Here is a 22919-nt window from a genome sequence, read left to right on the forward strand (position 1 = left end):
GGTGGGCTCACCAGAGCAGGATGCGCGGGCCAAGTTCAGAGAGCTGACCCGGGTCTTCGACCCGATCTACAGGGCCTCGGAGGCCGAAGAGGCGGGCCTCTCGTCGTCCTACGTGCCCGAGGCCCACGGGCATTACCGGCGCCAGCTCGAAGCCTCGCTCGATCTGAACGACAACGCCAAGCTGCTCGTGGCCGGGCAGCCCGGCTGCGGGAAGACGACGCTGCTCCGGAATGTCGCGCACCAGCTCCGGCAGGAGGGGCGCGTCGTCGCGGTCGTCGACCTCGAAGCGCAGACCGCCGTGCAGGATCTCGGCTCGGTCGAGATGTACCTGGCCGCGATGGCCGAGCTGCTCTCCGAGGCGAAGAAGACGGCCACGCGGGTCCCCACCGACGCGCTCGAGAGCTGCCGGAGCTGGCTCGAACGACTCCAGGGGGGTGGCACGGTCGAAGGGAGTGCCCAGGCGGTCTCCGAGGCGCTCCGCCGGTATCTCTCGGCCCTGCGTGAGAGCCGGATCCTCCGCGACGAGCTGCGACTCCAGGTGAAGCAGGGCGGAGACGACCCGCTGGAGATCCTGGGACGCCTGCTGCAAGGCCTCGCCGAAGTGCGGCCAGTGGTGATCCTGGACGGCCTGGACAAGCTGCCGCCGGTACAAGCCCGCCAGACCTTCCTCGACGACAAGCGCAAGCCGATGGCCGAGGCACCGGGGGCCGCAATCCTCACCATCCCCCTGTCGCTGGTCTACGAGCCGACGTTCAACGTGCTGAGCGAGCGGTACAACAACGCGGACAGCGCCGTGCTGCCGGCGGTACGCCTCTGGGACTTCGACGGCCAGATGCGGAAGCGCAGGCGCTCGGAGCGGGGGATGGGGATCCTGCAGCGAATCGTCGAAGCGCGGGTCGACCCCATCGACCCGAAGATCGTGCTCCCCGACGCCGTGGACCGCGCCATCGTGGGCTCGGGCGGAAACATCCGGGAGCTCTCGCGGCTGATGCAGTCGAGCGTGGTGAAAGCCCATGTCCGGCGGGGCAGCTTCATCGAGCCTCAGGATGTGGAGGCTGCCATCGCGGATCAGCGGGAGTCGTTCCGGCGCTCGTACGATCCCAGGTTCCTGTCCGCGCTCGAGAAGGTGCGGCGGGAGTACCAGCTCGAAGATCAGGGGGATGTGGTGAAGCAGCTTCTCTATGGACTGTGGGTGATCGAGTACCGGAACGGCATCGCCTGGTACAGCCTGCCGGAGCCGGTGGAGCAGCTCCTGCAACACCTGGAGCGAGCGCTCTGATGACACCGGAAGATCGACTGGAGGAGCTCCAGGCCCGGCTCCAGCTCGCGCAGGGCTCGGCGACGCTGCTGTTCGCGATCGTGGAGAGCGACGCGGCGCTGGAGGAGACGCGGCGTGCGTTCCGGTCGCTGCTCACGTCGACCCCCCTCGACGTGGCGGATCTGGGCGCTTGCGAGCTGCACACGGGCCCTGGGCGCTGGGCCGAGCTGACACGGAGCCGGACGGCGGAGGTGTACCTGCTGTCCGCAGCCCCGCAGGCGCCCTTCGGGGTCACCGCCTTCGCCGCCCTCCTGAACGCGGAGCGCGAGTTCTTGCGCCAGCTCGCCGGGCCCCTGGTGATGGTGATCTCTCGCGCCACGGAGCAGGCACTGCGGCACCGGGCGCCGGACTTCGTCACCTGGGCGGCGCAGGCCTACGAGCTACCTCGCGCCGAGACGCTCTCGGCGCTCACGCCGCGGAACGACGAAGACCCAGGTCCCGCGACGGGCGCGTCCCGAGCGCCGGCAGAGACCCCCATCCGCTTCCTCCACATCTCCGACTTTCACCTGCGGCCACAGCGCGTGAAGCGCTACGACCAGGATCGGGTCCTCCGGGGGTTGCTCCAGCTCCTGGAGGCGGACCGGGAAGGCTTCCCCCTCGATCTGGTGTTCGTGACCGGGGATCTGGGCCACGGCGGGAAGGCCGAGGAGTATGCGCTGGCGACCGACTTCCTGCGCACGCTCATGGCCGTGTCCGAGGTGCCTCCTGCCCGCATCTTCGTCGTGCCCGGCAACCACGACGTGGATCGGGAGGTGGGGCGCTGGCTCCTCCGCTCGCTGTCCAGCGACGAGGAGGCCATCCGGTTCTTCGAGGAAGAGGAGAGCCGGCGGTTCCACGCGCAGAAGCTCGAAGGCTACCGGAAGAGCCTGACGTCCCTCCTCGGCCCCGACAGAGCGCTGGGCCTCGGGGTCGGGGCGGACGCCGTGGAGATCGTCGACATCCGTGGAGCGCGGCTCGCCGTCGCCTCGTTCAACTCGGCCTGGTTCGCCCAGGCGGACGACGACCAGGGGCGTCTCTGGCTGGGCGAGGCGAACGTCGCTGGCGCGGAGGGAAGGATCGCCGATGAAGGCGCGGACTTCGCGATCGCGCTGATGCACCACCCCTTCGATGACCTCCACGAGATCGAGCGGTGGATGGTGGAGCGCCGCTGCGAGCGGGTGTTCGACCTGGTGCTGCGCGGCCACCTGCACCAGGAGCGCACGCGGTCGATCGTGTCGCAGCGTGGCGGCTTCGTCGAGGTGGCGGCGCCGGCCGCTTACCAGGGGAGCCAGTGGGCAAACGGCTGCTTCTTCGGCGAGATCAGGCCGCGCGCTCGCAGCGTCACGCTCCGCCCTTACGCGTACAGCGGGGGCGCCGACCCGTGGGTGCTCGACACCAAGACCTTCCCCGACAGCAGGGCCGACGGCTACTGCCACACGTTCCGCGTCCCCGAGAAGAAGCGCCTCCGCACGGCCATGGGCAAGAGCCTCTGGAGAGCGGCCGAAGCCACGGTGCTCGCGACACCGCCGGCGATGCGGGAAGCGCTCGCAGCGCAGCTCGACATCCTGCCTCCTCCCGGGGCCCCCGTGGCGAGCGCCGCACAGGTGACCAAGGGTGTGCACGAGACGCTCCTCCAGGCGACGGCCCAGAGTCTGCTCCACGACCGCCGCGGTCCCCAGGAAGGACCGGGCATGATCCTGCGCTCGGACCCGCGGTTCCTGGAGAAGGCTCTCTTGCTCGCCGCGCGTCGAGCCAGGAGCGCCGTGGCGACGAGCGGCCTGGGACGCACGGTGACTGGCCACACCCTGGAGCACCTGTTCTGCAGCGCCCTGGAGGCGGTGGTGGAGGGCCCCGTCTCGGTGCTCTCGATGTCCCAGAGCGACGATCCCGATGTCCTCATCGGGAGCGAGAAGGACGCCCCCCACCAGCGTGCGGTCATCGAGCTGCGGCTGGAGGTACGCGGTGACGTGGTGAAGAGTTCCCTCACGCAGCTCGAACGCCATCTGACGGCGTTCCCCGCCGCACACGCCGCGGTGGTGCTGTCGGATCTCGCGGCCACCGAGAACACCGCCCCGAGCGTGGAACGGATCGAGAGCCCGACCGGGCGAGAGGTCCTCTTGCTGCGCATGTGACGCGCCGCGGTGCGACTGGACCAACCCTGCTCGCACCGTTTCACCCGCCGTCCCCCGTGCTAGGCGTGCGTGATGGAAGTGCTGGCGATCCTGCTCGGCGTCGGCGTCGCGGGGCTTTTCCTCATCGTGCCCTGGGTCGCCCTCGCTGTCGCTTCCGGCGCCCGCTTCCGCGCGCAAGGGCTGGAGCGACGGGTGCTCTTCCTGGAGCACGAGCTCTACCGGCTCTCGGAGCAAGCGCGCCTCCAGGCTGCGCAACCCCAGACGGTTCACGCCCCCGCCGACTCGACCCTCCCCGTGGCGGGTACGGCCATCGCCCCGATCCCGACGCCGGAGATGTCGCCCTCCGGCACTCCACCGTCGCCCACGCAGGTCCCTGTCGGTCCCCACGACGCCGCCGTTCCCGGTCAGCCAGCAGGAGCGTCCTCGTCGCCACCTCCCGGAGTGCTCACGCCCGAGGACGGCATCCACACCGCCGCGCAGGAGGCAGCCACCTCTCCTGACGGAGCAGCATCCGCCGAAGGCACTTCGCCTCCCGAAGGCGCCCCTCTCCCGGAGGGCGCGCCTCTCCCCGAAGGCGCTCCTCCTCCCGACGCCTCCCTCCCCGCCGCTCCGCCCTCCCCCCCCGGAAGTCAGCCGCAGCCGACCCCACGCCCCTCGCTGGAGGAGCAGCTCGGGCTCACCTGGCTCACCCGCGTGGGCGCGGCCGTGTTCCTGCTCGGTGCCCTTTTCTTCTTCAAGTACGCCGTCGACAACCAGTGGATCGGCCCGGCAGGGCGCGTCGCGGTCGGAGCCGTCGCAGGCATCGGTCTCTTGATCGCCTCGGAGGTGCTGCGACCGAAGACGCGCCCCGCGTTCGTCCACATCCTGGCAGGCATCGGCATCGCGGTGCTGATGGCCTCGGCATGGTCCAGCGTCGCCCTGTATCACCTGGTGCCGCCGCCGGTCGCGTTCGCCGCGGCGAGCCTCGTGCTCATCCTCGGCGCAGCGCTCTCGCTGCGGCACCGCGCCGAGGCGCTCCTGGGCCTGGTGTTGCTCGCGGGCCTCCTGAACCCCATGGTCCTCTCCACGGGTCAAGACCGCGCCTTCGCCCTGTTCACGTACCTCTTCCTGCTCACCAGCATCACCCAGGGCGTGGCGCTCAAGGCACGCTTCCGGGTGGTCCCGGCGCTCGCCGTGACGGGCGTCGTGGTGCTCTTCCTCGGCTGGTACGCGAAGTACTTCGATGTCCGCCCCCCGCACAGCTTCGGGCTGGATGTCCCGGAGCTGCGCGTCGGTGCCTACTTCAAGCTCTCGACCCGCATCGTCCCCATCGTGGCCGTGGCGCTCTTCGGCGCCCAGTGGGCGGCCCTCGCCCTCCGGCTGCGCTCGCGCAGCGAGAACGGGGACACGCATGCCTCCCGTGGATTCGCGCTGGCCTCGCTCGTCCTGACCCACGCCGGGGCAGCGCTCCTTCTCTACGATCGTCCGCGCCTCGTCGCGTTCGCAGCGATCGGCCTGGGCATCGCCGCGATCGCGCTCCTTCGTGCCGTTGCAGCGCAGGCCTGGCTGACGGTGCCGATGGGTGCGGCCTTCATCGCCTTCCTGGCCGTGAGCCATGGCGTGCCCCAGGAACAGCGCTCGCTGCTCGTGATGCTGCTGGGCGGCTGGACGGCGGTGTACGTCAGCGGCTTCCTCCTCGGGCCTGGCCGACGCGCCCTGGTCACCCCGGCGGGGGCCGTGGGCGCCAGCGTGGGCGCCGGCCTGTTCGTCATCCTCGCCGGCGTGCAGCTCGTGGCGGCGCGCCCGACGCTGTTCGTCTTCCTCGTCGCGGTCGCAGCCGCGCTCGTCGCCGCGCTCGCTGCGCGTGCGGGCATGCGCCTCCTCCATCTCCTCGCCGTCCTCTTCACCGCCGTGGCCGTGGGCATCGCCTCCGGGTTCGCGCGGCGAAAAGGCGTGACGACCGAGTCCGTCGACCCCGTCTTCCTCGCTGCACTCGGCGTGTGGGCGCTCGTCCACCTCGGCGCCGTGGTGGACGATGTCGTTCGCCGGAAGTCGGCGATCACCTGGGACATGGTCGTCACCGCCTCGCTCGCCCCCCTCGGCTTCCTGATGGCGGCGCTGACCACCACGGGCGGGAACGTGCCCACCTTGCGGGCCCTCCTCACCGCCGCAGCGGGGTGCGCGGATCTCGCGGTGGGCATCTTGCTGTTGCGCGCCACGCAGCAGTGCGAGGGACGCGCTCAGACCTGGGCCGAGGCGCACGCGCGCCTGTCCCTCCTCCTCGGCCAGGCGCTCGGTCTGTTCGCCGCGGCCATCGCGTTCGCGCTCAGCGGCGCGACGGTGACCGTGCTCTGGGCTGCTCTCGGCTGCGTGGCCGCAACGGTGGGCGCGCGCTCGCGCGAGGAGAGGTGGATCCCCTTCGCGGCGCTCCTCTTCTTCGCAGCCATCCTGCGGCTGCTCGGCGTGGACATCCACGGGACGCAGCAGATGGTGCGCGACTACTTCGTCTCGCAGGGACGCCTGGGTGCGATGACCGTACCGGTGCTGCTGAACCCACGCGCCTACGCCCTCGCGGGGCTCTCTGTGGCGCTCCTGCTCTCGGCCTCTCAGCTCGCCCATGCCGCGCGGGCCGGGAATGGCCGAGGCCCGTGGCGCTGGAGCTGCCTACTCGCCGTCGTCCTCGGCCACGGAATGTGGATCGCCCTGGCGATCCTTGAGGTCCGCTCGGCCGTGCGCTCCACGCCCCTGCCCCCTGCCGTTCCCCTGGACCTCGACGAGTGGGTGGTGTTCCGTATGCACGTGGACGCTGCGATCGCAGAGCAAGCAGGCCGCCTGTCGATGACCACCACGCTGGTGCTCGGCACAGCGGCAGCGGCCCTGCTCGCCATGGGCTTCGCCGCACGCAGCGCCTTGCATCGCTACCTGGGGCTGTTCCTCTTCCTCGTCACCGTGCTGAAGCTCTCGCTCTGGGACGTCTGGAGCGTGGAGCGCGGCTACCAGATCCTCCTGCTGACGAGCGTCGGCGCCCTCCTGGTCGCTGGAGGTTTCCTCTACGCGCGCTTCGGCCAGCGCCTCATGACGCTGATGAGAACGGGCGCGGTCGAACCTGGACCGAGCTCACCTCCCACAAAATCCGTGGCCAGCGGCGTGATCCTGGTGCTCCTCACCGCCCTCGCCCCCCGGGCCGAGGCACAGCCAGAGATACCCCGCCTGCCCGTCTCCAAGCTCGCCTCGGTGAGATCGGTCGCCGGCGTCGACGCCCCCGGGGATTACCAGGCGCCGGTCGACCTCGATCTCTACCGCGCCAGCTCCGCCCAGGAGCTCCTCGCCGATGTCCGCATCGCGGGGCCCGATGGGCGCGAGGTCCCGTACGTCGTGCAGTCCGTGGCGGCTCCCCGCATCGACAGCCCCACGCGCGGAGAGCTGCTCGATCCGACCGTGGACGCCGAAGGCATCTCGCGCGCCACCTTCCGCTTGCCACCGAACACCGCGCATTGCCGCGTGAAGCTCGACGTGTCGAGTGGCTCGTTCCTCCTCCGCGCGCGCGTGGAGACCGGCGATCACCGCGATGCGCTGGGCGTCATCGCGGAAGGCCCCTACATCTACCGGGTCGATCAGCCGGGGGGCCACGTCGAGCTTCTCGAGATCCCCTACCCGCGCTCGGAGGCGCCGCTCGTGCGGGTGACCCTCCTGCCCGAGCCGGGCGCCCCTACGCCGCAGCTCTACATCCGCGCCGGCTGGTTCACGTGCTCCGACCCGACGTCGAGCACACCGCCCACGGAGCGGATCGCGCTGACGATCGAGAACATCACCCGCGACGAGCCCTCCAAGACCACCGTCGTCACCCTGGATGCGGGCCACGAAGGCGTCCCCATCGAGGCGCTCCTGCTCGATGTGGCGACCCCCGAGATGAGCCGGCGCGTCGACGTCGCGGCGACCAGCTACCGCGAGGTGTGGCCCTCGATCGGTGGGGGCATGGTCTACCGGATCACGCCCCGCGCCGGCGTGGCCCTGGAATCGACACGGCTGCCCACGCAGCTCACGCGAAAGCGCTGGTTCCGCCTGACCATCCACGACGGCGACTCGGCGCCCCTCGAGCTGCGCGGCGTGCAAGGTGAGGTGCGGGTGCGTCGGCTCGTGCTCCGTGCCGACACGCCTGGCGAGCACGCCCTCTACGTGGGCTACCCGAACGCCACCCGACCCCGGTACGACCTGGAGGAGATCCTGGGGCGCGCCGAGCGCGCCGAGGCTCCCCGCGCCGTGACCCTCGGGCCTCTCGGCAAGAACCCGAAGTTCGGTCAGGACGACGTCTCCCCCTCGCTGCCGATCACCGAACGGCACCGCGGCTTGATCGGCATCCTCCTCGCCATCTCGCTCGTCGGGCTCTCCCTGTGGGCGGTGATCCTGCTGCGCCGCCCTGCTGCGCGCGAAGACGGCCCGGACACCAGCGCGTAGCTCGACCTTCCAATGTGCCGACGGAGAGCAGCCAGCCGTCATCGGACCGGGCGCCGCCGGCGCGCTCTTCGGCAGCGGTGCCGAGCGTGACGCGCTGCTGCACAGCACAGAAGCGCCACCGTCCCATGCAGCACCGTCACGTGGCCGCGCTACGGTGCGTGATGGTGCGGCCCCTCCCCCACGTCCTCGTCCAGACACTGGCTCTCGTCACGACGCTCGCTCTCGCCCCGTTGCACCTCTCCACCGCCCACGCGCAGGAGCCCACGCGCGTCGAACGTACCTGGTACGGCTGGCAGAACCTGATCGGGTTCGGCACGGCGTACGGTCTCCTCGGTGCCGGCGCGTCGGTCGAATCTGGCTCCACTGCGCTCCTGATCGCAGGCGCCGCGACCTACACGCTCAGCAGCCCCATCATCCACCTCGCGCACGGCAACATGGCCTCCGCAGCCAAGAGCGTGGGGCTCAACGTCGGGTTGCCGCTCTGCGGAGCAGCCCTCGGCGCCAGCCTGATCTGCGGCACCGGAGGCTGCAAAAGCAGCCGGTTCGGCACGGTCATCTCCGTGCTCACAGGGGCCATTTTGGCCACGGCGAGCGTGGTGACGGCCACGGTGATCGACGTGTCCTTGCTGGCCCACGAAGAGACCCCGCGCGGCGCTCCCCCGACCCCCAGCGGCCTCGTCCCCGAGGCGGCCCGCTACCAGCCCATCTTCCAGGCCGGCTGGACCTTCTGACCCGGATGCGACCGAGGCCGTGACCCCCTCACGGCGCCACGGACACCGTCATCGCGATGACGGGGAACGACCATTTCACGAAGATCCGACCAGGGTCGCATACCCCACGCAGACACGGTCCCAGGATAGGCTGTGAACGATGCCCCGCGCTCGTCGCCCCTTGCTGCTCCTCGCGACCACGCTCGCGGCCGCGCTCCTGGCCCCCCTCACGGCGGGCGCTCAGGAAACCTCCCGCGTCGAGCACGACTGGTACGGCTGGCAAAACCTCCTCGGCCTGGGAGGCGCGTACACCCTCACCGCGATCGGCCTCAAAGTCGACTCCGGCTCGGCCCCGCTCCTGGTCGCAGGCCTCAGCACCTACGCCTTCAGCGGCCCCATCATCCACCTCGCGCATGGCAACGGTGTCGAGGCCGGGGCGAGTCTCGGGTTCAACCTCGGCTTGCCTCTGGGCGCAGGCCTCATCGGTGCGCTCCTCGTCTGCGCCCCCGAGAACTGCGGTGGCAAGGGCAGCCTCGGCCTCTTCGCTGGTGCCGGCTTCGGCATCCTCGCTGGGATGCTGGCCGCGAACGTGATCGACGTGGCCTTCCTGTCGGTCGAGAAGATCGAGCGCCCGTCTCCCGCAGCGACGACCAGCCTCACTCCCGAGGCGACCCGCTACCGACCCCTCTTCCAGACCGGCTGGCAGTTCTGATGCCGCGACGGCATGACCGACGCCCTCGGCCAGCTCGGCGGACCAGCCCTCGCGATGGTGCGGGAACGGTCCCGCCACGACGCTCGATCGAGGACTCGGCGCCGCACGAGCCCCCTTCTTCAGGGTACGGTGGACGGTGATGCTCCGTGCTCGTCGCTTGCTGCGCACTGCCACGATCGCTGCCGTGCTCCTGTCATCACTCACCGCGGGAGCTCAGGAGCAAGAACGCTTCGAGCAACACTGGTACGGCTGGCAGAACCTCATCGGGTTGGGCGCCGCCTACAGCCTCGTCGGTGTCGGCCTCGGGCTCGACTCGGGCACGACGTCCGTCATCGCCGCTGGCCTCGGGACCTACGTACTCAGCGGCCCCATCATCCACCTCGCGCATGGCAACGGCATCGGGGCTGGCGTGAGCGCTGGGCTCAACCTCGGCTTGCCCCTCACCACAGGTGTCATCGGGGCATTCACGTATTGCGGCATCGCCAACTGCAAAGGCTACATGGGTGACCTCGGCTACGTCGTCGGTGCCGTGATCGGGGGGGGCCTGGGGATGCTCACCGCGAACGTGATCGACGTGGCGTTCCTGGCCGTCGAGAAGGTCGAGCGCCCCTCTCCCGCAACGACGGGCAGCCTCGATCCCGAGGCGACCCGCTACCGCCCCCTCTTCCAGGCCAGCTTCCGCTTCTGAGCCCGCGCCCACCTCGTCCCGGCCCGGCCACGACACGCAGCCGGAGCGCTCCCCGGTCCTGGCTCGACCGCCAGCGCTGCGCATGGCGCACCGCCATGCAGCGACGACGTGCCGGCATCGACCGAGGGCTCGACGCAGTACGAGGCCTTGCCACCATGCTATGTTTCAGGACGATGCCTCGCCCTCGTGGCCTCCTGCTCACCGCCACGCTCGCGGCCGCCCTCCTCGTCCCCCCCACCGCACGCGCTCAGGAGCAACCCCCCGTCGAACGCACCTGGTATGGGTGGCAGAACCTCATCGGCCTGGGTGCCGCGTACTCCCTCGGTGCGCTCGACCTCGCGCTCGACTCCCGCTGGGCACCTCTCACCATCGCAAGCATCGGCACCTACGCCCTCAGCAGCCCCATCATCCACATGGTGCACGGCAACCGCCTCGAGGCCGGAGCGAGCTTCGGGCTCAACCTCGGCGTGCCCTTTGTCACAGGCCTCCTCGGTGCCTTCCTCTACTGCAGCGCCGTCGACTGCAGATACAAGGCCACCCGCGACATCTCGACCGGGGCCATGATCGGAGGACTCGCGGGCATGCTCACCGCGAACGTGATCGACGTGGCCTTCCTCGCCGTCGAAAAGGTCGAGAGCCCGACTCCCTCGGTCGCGAACCCTTTCGCTCTCGAAGCAGCCCGCTACCGACCCCTCTTCCAGGCAGGCTGGCAGTTCTGAGCCCGCGCCAGCGCGGCCGACGTCCCCGACGAGCGGGGCGGACCAACCCTCGCGATGGTGCGAGAACGGCCACGCCACGACGCCTGACCCGTGCTTCGGTACCGCACGAGCGCCTGTCTCCAGAGTACGCTGGACGGTGATGCTCTGTGCTCGTCACTCGCTGCGCACCGCCACGCTCGCGGCCGTGCTCCTGTCATCGCTCACCGCGGGTGCTCAGGAGCAAGAGCGCTTCGAGCAACACTGGTACGGCTGGCAGAACCTCATCGGGCTGGGCGCCGCCTACAGCCTCATCGGCGCCGGCCTCTCGGTCGACTCGGGCACTGCGCCCCTCGTCGCCGCTGGCCTCGGGACCTACGTCCTCAGCGGCCCGATCATCCACCTCGCGCATGGCAACGGCTTCGGGGCTGGCGTGAGCACCGGGCTCAACCTCGGCCTGCCCCTCACGACGGGAGTCATCGGTGCGCTCACCGTATGCGGCATCGGCAACTGCAAAGGCTACATGGGCGGGCTCGGCTACGTCGTCGGTGGGTTGTTCGGAGGAGCCCTGGGCATGATCGCCGCGAACGTGATCGACGTGGCGTTCCTGGCGGTCGAGAAGGTCGAGCGCCCCTCTCCTGCGGCGATGAGCCCCCTCGATCCCGAGGCGGCCCGCTACCGACCCATCTTCCAGGTCGGCTTCACGTTCTGAGCCCACGCCTGCCGCACACGGCCCCCCCATGGCGCGCAGCGCCGCACTCAGCGCGTGCGCTTCTTCGCCCCCGCGAGCACGTGCTCGGCGATGAGATAGCCGAACCCCGCCCGTTCCAGCCGCACCATGAGCGCATCGCGCGAGGTCCGCAGCGCTTTGGCCGTCAGATCCAGGTTCCACTGACACGCCGCCAGCTGCTGGAGCAAGTACACGCGGCGCGTCTGCGCGCTCGAGAGGCGGTACGTGCGCGCGTACTGGACGGTGCGATCCTCGCTCAGGATCAGCTCACCGATATGGTTTTCCCCGCCGGGATCGAGATCGGTCAGGAAGCGGTCGAGCAGGAAGGGACCCGCCCGATAGACCCGCTCGATCGAGAGCGAGCGCCCCACGAGGCCGCTGGCAATGTCGACGTGGAAGCTCGCCACCTCCTCCCGGATGCGGGCCACCTGCGACCTCAGATCCGCAAGGGAAGAGACGCTCTCCGGCTGCAGCTCCCCGGTGAGCACCGGGCTCTGACCGCTCCACTCCGCGGCACGCAGCAGATCGAGGGCGAACCCATCCTCCAGCAAGGTCCGGTGGAGATCGCGGTAATCGTCGGGGTGGGACACGACGAACATCGAGGCCAGCGCGTCACCGATGAACAGCAAGACCCCGCACTGCCCCTCGTGGATCTCGAAGAGGCGCAGCGCCTCCTCGAGCCACGCGACGCCACGCCCGCCCACCGTCAGCTCCCCCCGTGGGCTGAGCCCTCGCGACAGAGCGCGACGCGAGTACTCGGTCCAGGCGATCTCGGGACCCTTGAAGTGCAGCGCGAGGAGGCCCTCCAGCGCGAGGTGCTGTGGAAGCAGCCGCAAGCGCTGCTCCCCCTCTCGCTTGACCATGCGGTGCAGCAGCTTCACGCCACGGAGTGCTCCGGAGAGGCGCTTCTCGTCCGAGGGCCCAGCGAGGGCCGTCCCGAATGCGCCGACGGGTGAGGCGTCGTCGGTCCAGCTGACCACGAGGGCGTGCGGCACATAGGTCGAGCAGTAGGCCAGGCGGTCTCCCAGATCGACGACCGTCAGCGTCTCCTCGTACTTGCGACGAGCGAGGCGCAGGTCCTCGCACACCCGATCGCGCAGGAGCGGTACCAGGCGGATGTTGCCGAGCACCTGCGATGGAGCTGCGCGCAAGCCTTTCAAAGCGAAGGCAGCGTGCACGGTGGAAGGGGGCGGCTTGACTCTCACGCGGACCGCGATGGTAACGAGGGCCTGTCAGGACGAGAAGCGTCGCATCGCGATGAGGAGCATCGCATCGCTCCTCCTCTGCACGGCGCCCGACCCGTTGTCTTCTCTCTGGAAGAGCGCGAGCATCCCCGCCGCGCACGCACCGCGCCAAAGCAGGAGCTTTCATGCCTCTCGACCACTACGTCACGCTCGGCCGCTCCGGCCTTCGGGTCAGCCCCCTCTGTCTCGGCGCCATGACCTTCGGTGAGGACCTCGGCTGGGGCTCCTCCGTGAAGGACTCCGAGGCCATCCTCGCTCGCTTCATCGAGCGGGGTGGCAACTTCATCGACACCGCCAACGCGTACACGAAAGGGCACTCCGAGAAGATCATCGGCGACGCCCTCGGCAAGGACAGGAACCGCCGCGATCGCGTCGTCATCGCCACGAAGTTCTTCGGCAACCTCTACCCTGGCGATCCCAACGGCGGAGGCGCGGGTCGCAAGGCCATCGTCGCCCAGTGCGAGCAATCGCTGCGCCGCCTGCAGACCGATTACATCGACCTGTACTGGCTCCACTGCTGGGACAAGCACACCCCCATCGAGGAGACGATGGCGGCGCTCGATCACCTCGTGCAGGCCGGAAAGGTCCGGTACATCGGCTTCTCCGACACGTTCGCCTGGAAGCTCGCCCAGGCACAGACCCAGGCCCTCCTGCGCGGGACGACGCCCATCGTGGCCCTGCAGATCGAGTACTCGCTGCTCCAGCGCACCGTCGAAGGCGAGCTGATCCCGGCAGCCCAGGAGCTCGGCATCGGCGTCACTCCGTGGTCTCCGCTGAAGAGCGGCGTCCTGAGCGGGAAGTACACCCGCGAGAACGCCGGCAAGGTGAAGGCCGGGCGCGGCGCGTGGGTCGAGTCGTCGCTGAACGAGCAGGCTTACAAGATCATCGACGTGCTGCTGAGCACGGCCAAGGCGCTGGACACCACCCCCGCCCGGGTCGCCATCGCCTGGGTCCAGGCACAGCCCGGGGTGACCTCGACGATCATCGGCGCGCGCACCGCGGAGCAGCTCGACGACAACCTCGCGGCCCTCGACGTGAAGCTGCGCCCCGAGGACCTCTCGGCGCTCGCCGACGTCTCGAAGCCTCGGCTCAACTTCCCCGCCGAGTTCCTCGCCAACGGGCTGATGTTCTCGCACGGCGGGATCACCGTCAACGGCGCGAGCCCGCCTCCGTGGCCGTTCGCGCCCAAGGACGACGGCGACCGCTACTGAGCCACCATCGCGCACGACGACACCACCGAGCCCCGACGGCCGCAGCGCGAGCGCGATGGCGGCCGGCGAGGCTCCTGGCGATGGCTACTTCCCTTCGAGTTTCTTCACGATCGCCAGCGCCTCGTTGACGTGCTTCGTCGCCTGGAGTTGCGACGAGAAGACGTGGCGCACGATCCCTTCCTTGTCGATCACGAACGTCACCCGCCCGGGAAGCAAGCCGAGCGTCGACTTCACGCCGTAGCGCTTCGCCGTCTCGCCGCCCGGATCGCTCAGCAACGTCATGGGCAGCCCGTACTTCTTCGCGAACTGCCCGTGGGATGCGACCGAATCGGCGCTGACGCCGATCACCTCGGCCCCGGCCTCGGTGAACGCATCGTGGCTGTCCCGGAACGAGCAGGACTCGGCCGTGCAGCCGGGCGTGTCGTCCTTCGGATAGAAGAAGAGCACCAGCGTCTTCTTCCCCAGAAAGTCGGAGAGCTTCACGGTCTCCGACGACTGCGACTGCAAGCTGAACTCGGGGGCGCGATCGCCCACGGCGAGAGAAGGCTTTCCGAACATGAGGGCTCCAGTGAGGGAAGGCGCAGCTTAGCCAAGCGGCGACGGATTGCGCCCGCTTTCGCGACGAGGAGGGTGAGGAGAGCAGGAGATGCCCCCGCGATCGGGGGATCAGGACGTCCAGAGACGGCGCAGGTGGAGCCGAGGCAACGACCGCCTCGGTGGAACCCGCTTCAAGGGGCGAGGTTGGCCAGGAACAGATCGTCTCCACCGGCGCTGGTGAGGGTCCAGCCGCCGCAGTTCAGGGTGCCCCGGAAGGAGCCGCCCACGAAAACCGAGCCGTTCGAGCGGATGGCCAGCGCCGCGTTGCCGTCGAGGGCCCAGCGATGGCTGTACGTGTGATTGCCCGACGGATCGAACCTGGCGACGATCAGCCCGGACGCGAGCGGACCTCCCCCGAGATCCAGGGTCGCCAGGATGCCGAGGTTTCCTGGGTCGGTGGTGAGCACGATGTTGTCGCTCGGATCGACCGCGACGTTCCGACCACGCCAGCTTCCCCAGGGGTCGCCCGGCTCGAACGGCACCGCCGAGAAGAACCGGCTCCAGAGGGGCGTGCCTCCCGAGGTCAGCTTGATCAAGCTCAGCTTGCTGCCAGGAGCGCCGTATCCCCCGTCCCACCCCGTGGCGATGATGTTGCCTGCGCTGTCGACGGCGAGCGCTCCGATGCTCGCTCCATCGCCTCCGCCCGAGGGGAGCGTCCGGGCGAAGCCCCAGAAGCCATCTTCACGGATCGTCGCGATGAACGTGTTCCTCAGGTTGGGGCCCGTCACCTCGGAGAGACCCGCGACGACCTCGTGGGTGAAGTCACCACCGACGATGATCTCGCCATGGACGCCGGCCACGATCGCCGAGGCGTTCTGAGGTCCGATGCCCCCGATGACCCGGTGCAAGACCGTCGTCCCCGCCGCGTTGATCTTCGCCACGAACACGTCCGGCCCCGAGCCGCTGGTCAGCGGGCTCAGGCCAAGGTTGATCGTTCCCTCGAACTGTCCCGTCGCGAGGACATGTCCCGTCGCGTCCAGGGCGAGGTCGTTCGCCGTCGCACCGAGGTTGCGGCTCCACACGTGGTTGCCGTTCGTGTCGAGCTTCACCAGGGCGGCGCCCGTCGTCGAGATCGGCCCGCCCCCGAAGTCGATGGGACCTGCACCGGTCACGTGGACGACGGTATTCCCCGCGGCATCTCCCACGACCAGGGTCGCGACCTGATCGCCCGAGGTGCCGAAGCGGCGCGCCCAGAGGGGCACCCCGCCCTTGTCGATTTTCACCACGAACGCGTCGGCCCCGCCGGCGCTGGTGTAGGTGACGCCGTTTACGACCAGGCTGCCGGAGAGCTGCCCCACGAGGGTCACGCTGCCACTGGCATCGGTGACGATGTCGAGCGCGCGCTGATCCCCCGCGCTGCCGAGGCGACGACTCCACAGATGATCGCCGGCGAGGCCCTGGACAGCCTCCCCGACTTCCTCGAAGGCCTCGTCGGCGGACGAGAGATCGGCCTCGTCGAGCACGTCCGCGGTACAGCTCGTGATGGAGAGGCCAGCAAGAACCAGGGTGAGCGTGATCGGTGGATTTCGGTACACGGAGGTCTCCTTGAGAAATGTCCCAGGAGGTCATGGCTCTCACCAATTGTCTACGGTGCCAAGGGAATTCTTCCCTGTACACGCTCCGTGACGCGCTCCGTCATGCCCTCCGTCACGCGCGTCACGGGGGCGTGCTCGCGCGGGCGCTCGGGTGAGCCATCACACGTACGAGCATCTCGGTGACGCGTCCCTCGAGGTACTGCTCCAGCTCGGAGAGGGGCGCCGTGCCTTCGGCGAAGCGCGCGAAGCCCAGCACGGTGGGAAGATCCTCCGCGTCGCGCAGGCCCACGGTGGGGATGGCCGGGCCGAGGCTGCGTGGAGCGTAGCGCTCACTGTCGAACACCGGGTTGAAGTGGACGATCGAGGTGCGTGCCTTCGGATCCAGCCGGGAGCGGAAGACATGAGCGATCCCACCTGCCATCCCTGCAGGATCGTTCTCGAACCCGTCGGACACGATCACGATGACCTCTGCCCCCCAGTCCAGCGCGTCCAGGAGGGGGCCCGCGAGATCCGTCTGCCCGCGCGGCGTGACCAGCAGCTCGTCGTCGGTGGGCACCGTCCAGAAGGCCCGGTACTCGCGCGCAGCCGCGCGGAGCAAGGCGCTGACGCCGAGGGCCACGCCGAGCGGCCGGCGACGCTTCTCGGTGGTCCCCGAGGACGAGTGGCTGCGATCGAGCACCGCCGCGACACGACCCAGCGCCGTGGGTGAGCGGCGCAGCGCGCGGTTGGCCGCCCGGGAGAGCGCAGCGCGAAGCTCTTCCTTGCGCGCGAGACGCTCCTCGATCGGGAGCGAGAGGAGGTAGAGGGCGAGCCGGGTGAGGGAAGCGCGGCCGAGATCGAAGGCGATCTGCACCCCTTCACGCGTCGCGGAGCGCTGCAAGCGGAGCTGCTCCCCGGCGGTCATCCGCCCTGCGCCTCGACGGAGGATCTCTTCACGAGAAAGGCCTCGCTCCGCGGCGATGCCTTCGGCCACCGTGAAGGGCAGCTCGAAGATGGCCCCCTGCGCGTAGCGCGCTTGCCGCCACTGCTCGAAGAGCGGTGTCACGAACGAGGACCGACGGCGGGGTGTGAAGAGGAACGGCCCCAGCTCTCCCTGGAGACGCAGGTGCGCGTGCGCCGCGATCGCGCGGACGAGCCCTCGGTACTTCACGGCGTCGAACGCCGGATCGGGGCGACCGTCGAGGTAAGCGCGAATCACCGCGCGCGAGCGGCGGTTGTTGATGCGCCGTTCGCGCACCAGCCGCAGCACCTTGAGCGCCCGCTGAGGAGGCAGTGCGCGCAGCGCCGCCGCGACGAGCCGCCCCTCCTCCGCACGCCCAGCTGGGCCTCGCCCCTGGGCGCCCTGCGCCAGCAGGTTCAGAAGGATCAACCCCTGGTTGAAGTGGTTGATGCCCGCCGCGAGCGTGCGCGCGTACAGGCGACGGTAGTTGCCGAGGATGTACTCGTGGAGGAACTCGATGGAGACCGCCTGGCCGCCCGCGGGGCCGTAGTACTCCGCCTGGCCGGAGCAGGCGAAGCAGGCGTTGATGAACATGACCAGATCCTCACGCTCGACGCGGGCCGTGTCGAAGCGGAGGCGGCCTGGAACCGCAGGAGGGGGCGACATGGGAAGAACGCCGCCCGGGGAGAGGAGGAGCGATCAGCTAGGACAGCTTCAGAGGCCGGATTCGGAAATCGCCCCGAAGTCCCACGGACGGCGTCCGGGAGCGTACCACGAGGGCCGGAAGAGTGTTCAGCACTTGCAGCCGCCGCCCTTTCCGCAGCACCCGTCGCAGCCGCCACCCTTTCCGCAGCATCCGTCGCAGCCGCCTCCCTTGGAACAGCATCCGTCGCAGCCGCCGCCCTTGGAACAGCACCCGTCGCAGCCGCGAGAACAATCGCAGCAGCTCCTGCACGGGTCGAAGCAGCTGCTGCAGATGTTGCAGGAGCTGGGACAGCAGGAGCTGCACTCCTTGCCGGGATCCTTGCAACAGCAGGGGCACTCGGAGCCCTTGCCACCGAAGAGCTGCTCGCAGGGCGCGGCGCAGGTCTTGAAGCACGATCCGCAGCCGCACGGGTCGCTGCCGCACACCCCTGAGCTCCCCTTCCCCGCGCCAGGGACACCTTCCGGCCCTTCCCCCGCATCGGACGCCACGGAGCCCGACGGGGCGGGCGTTTCCACCTCCACCCCGGCGTCGCGCGCATCGGCCCCCGACGGCAGCTCGGGCCAGCGCCAGCCAGCGTCGGCGTCGCCTCCAGCGCCAGCGTCGCCTCCATCACGCTCGTCGCTGCCGCCGTCCGCGCCAGCGTCCTTGCAGGGCTCGCGCCCCCCATCCCGCCCACCGTCGGCCCCTCCGACGTCGCCATCCTCGGGGCACGGCTCGATCTGCGCCTCCGACGTCGGAGCCATCGGCGCCGCGCGTGGCGGAACGGAGGGGCTCTTGCGCCGCTCGGTCTCTTGCGCGAGCGCGGTGGACCCCCCGAGGAGCCACGTCCACACCAGCACCGCGAGCACCGCCGCCTGCTGCATGACCCGCGCGAACCAAGGCAGGAGCGGCCATGCGAGCGTCAGCGATCCTTCCGGCGGCCGCGGTGCCTCTTCCGCGACCCATGCCCGCGCTTGCTGGATGGCCCGCCTCGCCGAGGTGCTCAGCTCGACGGAGACCACGCTCGCGACGACCTTCCGATGCCGCCGGAGCGGCAAGCGCGCCACGATGCGCTCGGCTTCGACGAGCGCAGCCCGGAGCCTCCGCACGCCCCGCTCGACCCGCGCCCCCGAGATCCGGAGCCCCACGCCCGCGCGCTCGGTCCCCTTCTCCCCGCCATCGACCACGAGAAACGGGTTGAACTCACCGCGACGTGCGTCCTTGCGCACGTCCTCCAGCGCGTCGATCCAGTAGATGATCCCGCCGAGGGCACGCCCCAGCGTCTGGAGATCGCGCACCGTCGCCGGCGCACGAAGGCTGGGGGGCGCTCCCGGAAGATCCGCGAGCCGTCCGAACAGGTCCCCGAGCACCTCCGCGGTCGGTCGAGCGGCTTCCTCGGGATCGCTCTCGCCGAGCACCTCGTGCTGCGCTTGCCGCGCTTCGAACCCTTCCACGCCTCGCGGCAACACCCCGAGCGCGGCGAGTTCCTCCCGCGCACGCGCGACCCGCGAGGCGAGCAATGGCCGCCCCAGGATCGCCAGCCGCCGCTTGGTCCCGCCCCTCGCGTCCGTGGCCCGATCGGCGAGCCACTGATCCGCAAGGAGCAGCTCCACGGCCGCCGCGAACCGCATCGGCACGCTGTCCGGTCGCACGGTCTCCCGGTGCACCACCGGGACGAGCGGGCACCGGCAACGATCCGGCGCCGCCGCCTCGTCCAGGAGGCCGTCCACGAGCAGCGCCAGAAACACCGCGTCGAAGCTCACGAGGGCCCGGCTCGGTGTGCCATACCCGTCCCCGAGGCTCTTGCAGAGCCCGCAGTAGAGACGACCGTACGCCTCCCGGTCTTCTGCCCGGAGCCCGCAGCCATGGGGCCGCAGCGTGCCGAACACGATCAGCGCTCCGCCGACGGGCTCGAGGCCTCGCGCCCACCCTGGCCCTGGCCCATCGCGCGAAAGGCGGGATCGTCGGACCGGCGCCGACACAGCGGGTGCTCCAGGTAGCGCTCGAGCAGGAAGCCATGGATCCAGGACAGGAGGGAGTTCAGCTCCCCGAGCGCGCCGAGGCGGGTGGCGAGCGCGCCCACGGGCTCTCCGCCGCGCAAGCAGATCTCGTCGACCCGGTGGATCGCCGCCATCTCGTACAGCGTCGCGGCGTCCCCTGCGCGACACGCGGGCAGGTAGCGCGAGGGCTCACGCTCCCACAGGATCCGCCCCACGAAGCTCGAGATCAGCCCGTCGCCGAGGTCCTTCTGCAGATCGGCCAGCGCATCGGCCCGCTGGATGTGGAACCCCCAGTCGTAGATCGCCTCCTCCTCGTCGTCGGTGAAGGGACGCGCGGCGTCATCGGGCAAGCTCCCGAGGAGGCTGACCATCAGCAGCCAGGCCCCGCTGATCCGTCGCGTCACGCCGGCGACCTCGGCGAGGCTCACCTGCCCGGGGTGGCTGCTCAAGGTGACCACGGCGTCGATCTGCGTGCGCCACCCCTCGGCGATGACCGACAGCACGTGGTCCAGTCGCACCCGACTCTGCGCGATCGTCCCGAGCTGCCTGCCGATCGCCGCGGCGAAGGCGCAGCGCGGCTCCGCGTTCGCCGCGAGCCCCGATCCGAGCGAGGCGAGCGTCGGCGCGAGGAACGCTTCCGTCTTCGCGCGCACCATCCGACGCCGCGCGTTCATCCCGCCGTGGAACTCGTGACGATCGATCACCTCGTCGTCGATCTTGGTGAGCAGCGAGAGCGAGGCGGCGGTGAGGCCCACCTGCTCGGCATGTGCCTTGCCACCCAGGGCTTCGTACGCGAGCACGGCGAGCTGACCGAGCGCCGCGCAGAGCAGCCGGCTGCGCGGGGTCACGCTCCCCTCGGGATCCGCCGCGCTCAGAGAAGGGCCGAGCACCTTCAGGTAAGCGTCCCCGGCCGCAAGCAGCCGCCCTCGCCAGTCCTTCACGCCCGCATCGCTCATGAATGCACCACCTTCAGAGCTGCCGCAGGGTAGAGAACCGTCCGCCCCTGGGCCAAGCTCGCGGCGGATGGCGCGGCCCTGTGGCACGGCTTTCCCTTGCGGGACACGTCCTGGATCGGCCAAATGGCGCGCATGCTCCGCCGAAGCGCCGCAACCTTCGCCACCCTCGCCGCCCTCGCCGGCTGCGCCCCCCCTCAGGAGCCGCCGGCCACGCCGGCTGCGCCTCCCTCGTCCTCGACGTCGAGCGCCCCCGCGGCGCCTGCCACGCCTCCCGCCGCCGAGGCCCCCTCCTCGTCGGGCTACGCAGGCCACGGCGCCGAGAGCATCAAGCCCGAGGTCCTCGCGAAGTACGCCGCGCCAGCGCTCCCTCCCGCCCTCTCCCGGAGCATCGGGACCCTCTTCGAAGTGCGCGCCCCCGGTGCTGGCATCCTCTCGCCGGACGCCAAGGCGCTCTACTTCACCTGGACGATCACCGGCATCCGCCAGCTCTTCCGCATCGATGGCGCCATGCGCTTCCCGAGCCAGCTCACGGGTGGCGAGGACGCCACCGTGATCGTGGACATGACGCCCGACGGCCGCACCCTGGTCATCTCGCGCGATCGCAAGGGTGAGGAGTACCCGGGCCTCTACCTGCAGGACGCGAAGGGCGGCCCCCTCGTCGAGATCCAGCACAAGGCGCGCGTGCAGACGATGCACGAGCTGATCACCGACGACGGCAAGTACCTCTACTTCCGCGCCAACGACATCAAGCCCACGTCCTACGCGATCTACCGCTACGACATCGCCGCGAAGAAGCGCGAGCTGGTCTTCGATCAAGAGGGCATCTGGCGGCTCACCGACATCGGCAAGGACGGGCGCATGCTCCTCGGCCGCGACGTCGGCGGGAACATGACCGAGTTCTTCGAGTACGACCCGGCGACGAAGAAGCTCACCCCGGTCATCGGGCAGGGCGAACGCGAGGAGCACGAGGCCATCTTCGGTGTCGCGCCCGGCGAGATCCTGGTGCTCACGCCCAAGCTCGGCGAGTACCGCCGCCTCTACAGCCTGAAGGGCGGCAAGCTCACCCCGGTCACCCCCGAGCTCAAGTACGACGTCGAGTCGTTCGAGGTCGATCGGGCGCGGAAGCGGCTCTACTACCAGATCAACGAGGAAGGCTACTCGCGGCTCAAGGTCATCGATGCGCGCACGTACAAGGACATCGCGCTCCCTGCGCTCCCGCGCGCCGATCACGTACGGTTCTCCTCAGCGACCCCCGACGGCCGCTACGCGACCCTCTGGCTCGATCCCGGGAACGGCCCCTCGGTGAGCTACGTGCTCGACTGGCAGGCCAAGAAGCTGACGCAGTGGCACGCGCCGAGCATCCCCGAGCTGGACGCCAGCAAGTTCGCCGTCGCCACCCTGGAGTCCTACCCGGCGCGTGACGGCACGAAGATCCCCATGCTGGTCCGCCGTCCGGCGAACTGCGAGAAGCCCGGCGGCGCCGCGGCAGCCACCGCGAGCGCGGGTGAGCCTTGCCCGGTCATCGTGATGTTCCACGGCGGTCCCGAAGGCCAGGCCAGGCCAGGCTTCAGCCCGCGCGTGCAGCTCCTCGTCGACGCCGGCTTCATCGTGGCCGAGCCCAATGTCCGCGGCAGCGATGGGTATGGCCGCACCTGGCTCCACGCCGACGACGGCGCGAAGCGGCTCGACATCCTCACCGACATCGAGGACGCCTCGAAGTACATCCGCGCGAACTGGGGCAAGAACGGCCGCGTCCCGAAGGTCGGCATCTTCGGCGGCAGCTACGGTGGCTACTCCACCCTCGTCGGCATGACCATGTTCGCGGGCGCGTACGACGCGGGCGTGTCCGTGGTCGGCATCAGCAACCTGCTCACGTTCCTCCAGAACACCGCGCCTTACCGCCGCATCCTGCGCACGTCCGAGTACGGCGATCCGGACAAGGACCGCGAGGTGCTCCTCAAGCTCTCCCCGATCACCTACCTCGACCGGGTGAAGGCACCGCTGCTCATCATCCAGGGCGCCACGGATCCGCGCGTCCCCGCCGGGGAGTCGATCCAGATGCACGAGGCGCTCGAAGCGAAGAAGATCCCCTCCGAGCTGATCCTCTTCGCCGACGAGGGCCACGGCGCGCAGAAGCGCGACAACCAGGTGCTCCAGTACGGCCACGTGGTGCGCTTCTTCCGCCAGCACCTGCGGGGCGAGCGCGTCGACTGATCCCGCCGCCATCCCGCCTCGCTCGAAGCATCACCCCACCAGAAGCCTCACCTCTCCCGCCACGATCTCTCGCGCACCGCCGTGGAGCCTCGGCTTCACGGCGCGGTGCTCACGGCCCACGCTGCGCGACGCGGACGGA

At 70.0% G+C, this 22919-nt stretch carries 16 protein-coding genes; 10 read left to right on the forward strand and 6 right to left on the reverse strand.

Annotated features, from left to right (window positions below; translation table 11 throughout):
* Nucleotide 1 precedes the first annotated feature (1 nt).
* From CMC5_RS30115 to CMC5_RS30150, 8 genes are all read left to right on the forward strand, one after another.
* The gene (locus tag CMC5_RS30115) at nucleotides 2-1279 is read left to right on the forward strand and encodes an ATP-binding protein (protein WP_050433628.1); all 1278 of its coding nucleotides are present in this window, start codon (nucleotides 2-4) and stop codon (nucleotides 1277-1279) included.
* On the forward strand, nucleotides 1279-3429 hold the full coding sequence (locus CMC5_RS30120) for a metallophosphoesterase family protein (RefSeq protein WP_050433629.1): 2151 nt from the start codon (nucleotides 1279-1281) through the stop codon (nucleotides 3427-3429). Before CMC5_RS30115 ends, CMC5_RS30120 begins: the two co-directional genes overlap by 1 nt.
* Nucleotides 3430-3501: 72 nt before the next feature.
* Entirely contained in the window at nucleotides 3502-7863 is a 4362-nt protein-coding gene (locus tag CMC5_RS30125; protein ID WP_050433630.1) for a DUF2339 domain-containing protein, read from the forward strand.
* Between the two features lie 125 nt (nucleotides 7864-7988).
* Nucleotides 7989-8594 carry a hypothetical protein gene (locus tag CMC5_RS30130; RefSeq protein ID WP_156338962.1) on the forward strand — a complete coding sequence of 202 codons (606 nt, stop codon included), beginning with the start codon at nucleotides 7989-7991 and terminating at the stop codon, nucleotides 8592-8594.
* A 139-nt stretch (nucleotides 8595-8733) separates the two neighbouring features.
* Complete coding sequence (locus tag CMC5_RS30135) at nucleotides 8734-9285, forward strand: hypothetical protein (protein WP_156338963.1); 552 nt, start codon at nucleotides 8734-8736, stop codon at nucleotides 9283-9285.
* Nucleotides 9286-9424: 139 nt separating this feature from the next.
* A complete protein-coding gene (locus tag CMC5_RS30140) occupies nucleotides 9425-9973 on the forward strand; it encodes a hypothetical protein (protein WP_050433633.1) in 549 nt (182 codons plus the stop codon).
* Nucleotides 9974-10146: 173 nt separating this feature from the next.
* Nucleotides 10147-10692: a hypothetical protein gene (locus tag CMC5_RS30145; RefSeq protein ID WP_050433634.1), complete on the forward strand. Its 546-nt coding sequence runs from the start codon at nucleotides 10147-10149 to the stop codon at nucleotides 10690-10692.
* 139 nt (nucleotides 10693-10831) lie between these two features.
* A complete protein-coding gene (locus tag CMC5_RS30150; protein WP_050433635.1) occupies nucleotides 10832-11380 on the forward strand; it encodes a hypothetical protein in 549 nt (182 codons plus the stop codon).
* 47 nt (nucleotides 11381-11427) lie between these two features.
* On the opposite strand, the gene CMC5_RS30155 is transcribed toward CMC5_RS30150, so the two are convergent.
* Nucleotides 11428-12603, reverse strand: a complete 1176-nt coding sequence (locus CMC5_RS30155) for an ARPP-2 domain-containing protein (RefSeq protein ID WP_245677832.1) — start codon at nucleotides 12601-12603, stop codon at nucleotides 11428-11430.
* A 164-nt stretch (nucleotides 12604-12767) separates the two neighbouring features.
* On the opposite strand from CMC5_RS30155, the gene CMC5_RS30160 reads away from it, so the two are divergent.
* Nucleotides 12768-13853 (forward strand): aldo/keto reductase, encoded by a 1086-nt coding sequence (locus CMC5_RS30160; protein ID WP_050433637.1) that lies wholly within the window; start codon nucleotides 12768-12770, stop codon nucleotides 13851-13853.
* A gap of 84 nt (nucleotides 13854-13937) precedes the next feature.
* On the opposite strand, the gene CMC5_RS30165 is transcribed toward CMC5_RS30160, so the two are convergent.
* The 5 genes from CMC5_RS30165 to CMC5_RS30185 all read right to left on the reverse strand — a co-directional run bounded on the left by CMC5_RS30165 (nucleotide 13938) and on the right by CMC5_RS30185 (nucleotide 20566).
* Nucleotides 13938-14411, reverse strand: a complete 474-nt coding sequence (locus CMC5_RS30165; RefSeq protein WP_050433638.1) for a peroxiredoxin — start codon at nucleotides 14409-14411, stop codon at nucleotides 13938-13940.
* A gap of 170 nt (nucleotides 14412-14581) precedes the next feature.
* Nucleotides 14582-15985, reverse strand: coding sequence for a hypothetical protein (locus CMC5_RS30170; protein ID WP_050433639.1), 1404 nt, complete (start codon nucleotides 15983-15985; stop codon nucleotides 14582-14584).
* Between the two features lie 121 nt (nucleotides 15986-16106).
* Nucleotides 16107-17591, reverse strand: a complete 1485-nt coding sequence (locus CMC5_RS30175) for a hypothetical protein (protein ID WP_050433640.1) — start codon at nucleotides 17589-17591, stop codon at nucleotides 16107-16109.
* A 126-nt stretch (nucleotides 17592-17717) separates the two neighbouring features.
* On the reverse strand, nucleotides 17718-19499 hold the full coding sequence (locus tag CMC5_RS30180; protein WP_156338964.1) for a DUF5685 family protein: 1782 nt from the start codon (nucleotides 19497-19499) through the stop codon (nucleotides 17718-17720).
* Between the two features lie 2 nt (nucleotides 19500-19501).
* Nucleotides 19502-20566, reverse strand: a complete 1065-nt coding sequence (locus CMC5_RS30185) for a hypothetical protein (RefSeq protein WP_050433642.1) — start codon at nucleotides 20564-20566, stop codon at nucleotides 19502-19504.
* A 132-nt stretch (nucleotides 20567-20698) separates the two neighbouring features.
* Between CMC5_RS30185 and CMC5_RS30190 the strand changes: the two genes are divergently transcribed.
* Entirely contained in the window at nucleotides 20699-22780 is a 2082-nt protein-coding gene (locus tag CMC5_RS30190; RefSeq protein WP_082363544.1) for a S9 family peptidase, read from the forward strand.
* The last annotated feature ends 139 nt before the right edge of the window (nucleotides 22781-22919 follow it).

Origin of the sequence: Chondromyces crocatus, assembly GCF_001189295.1 — a bacterium.
GTDB lineage: Bacteria > Myxococcota_A > Polyangia > Polyangiales > Polyangiaceae > Chondromyces > Chondromyces crocatus.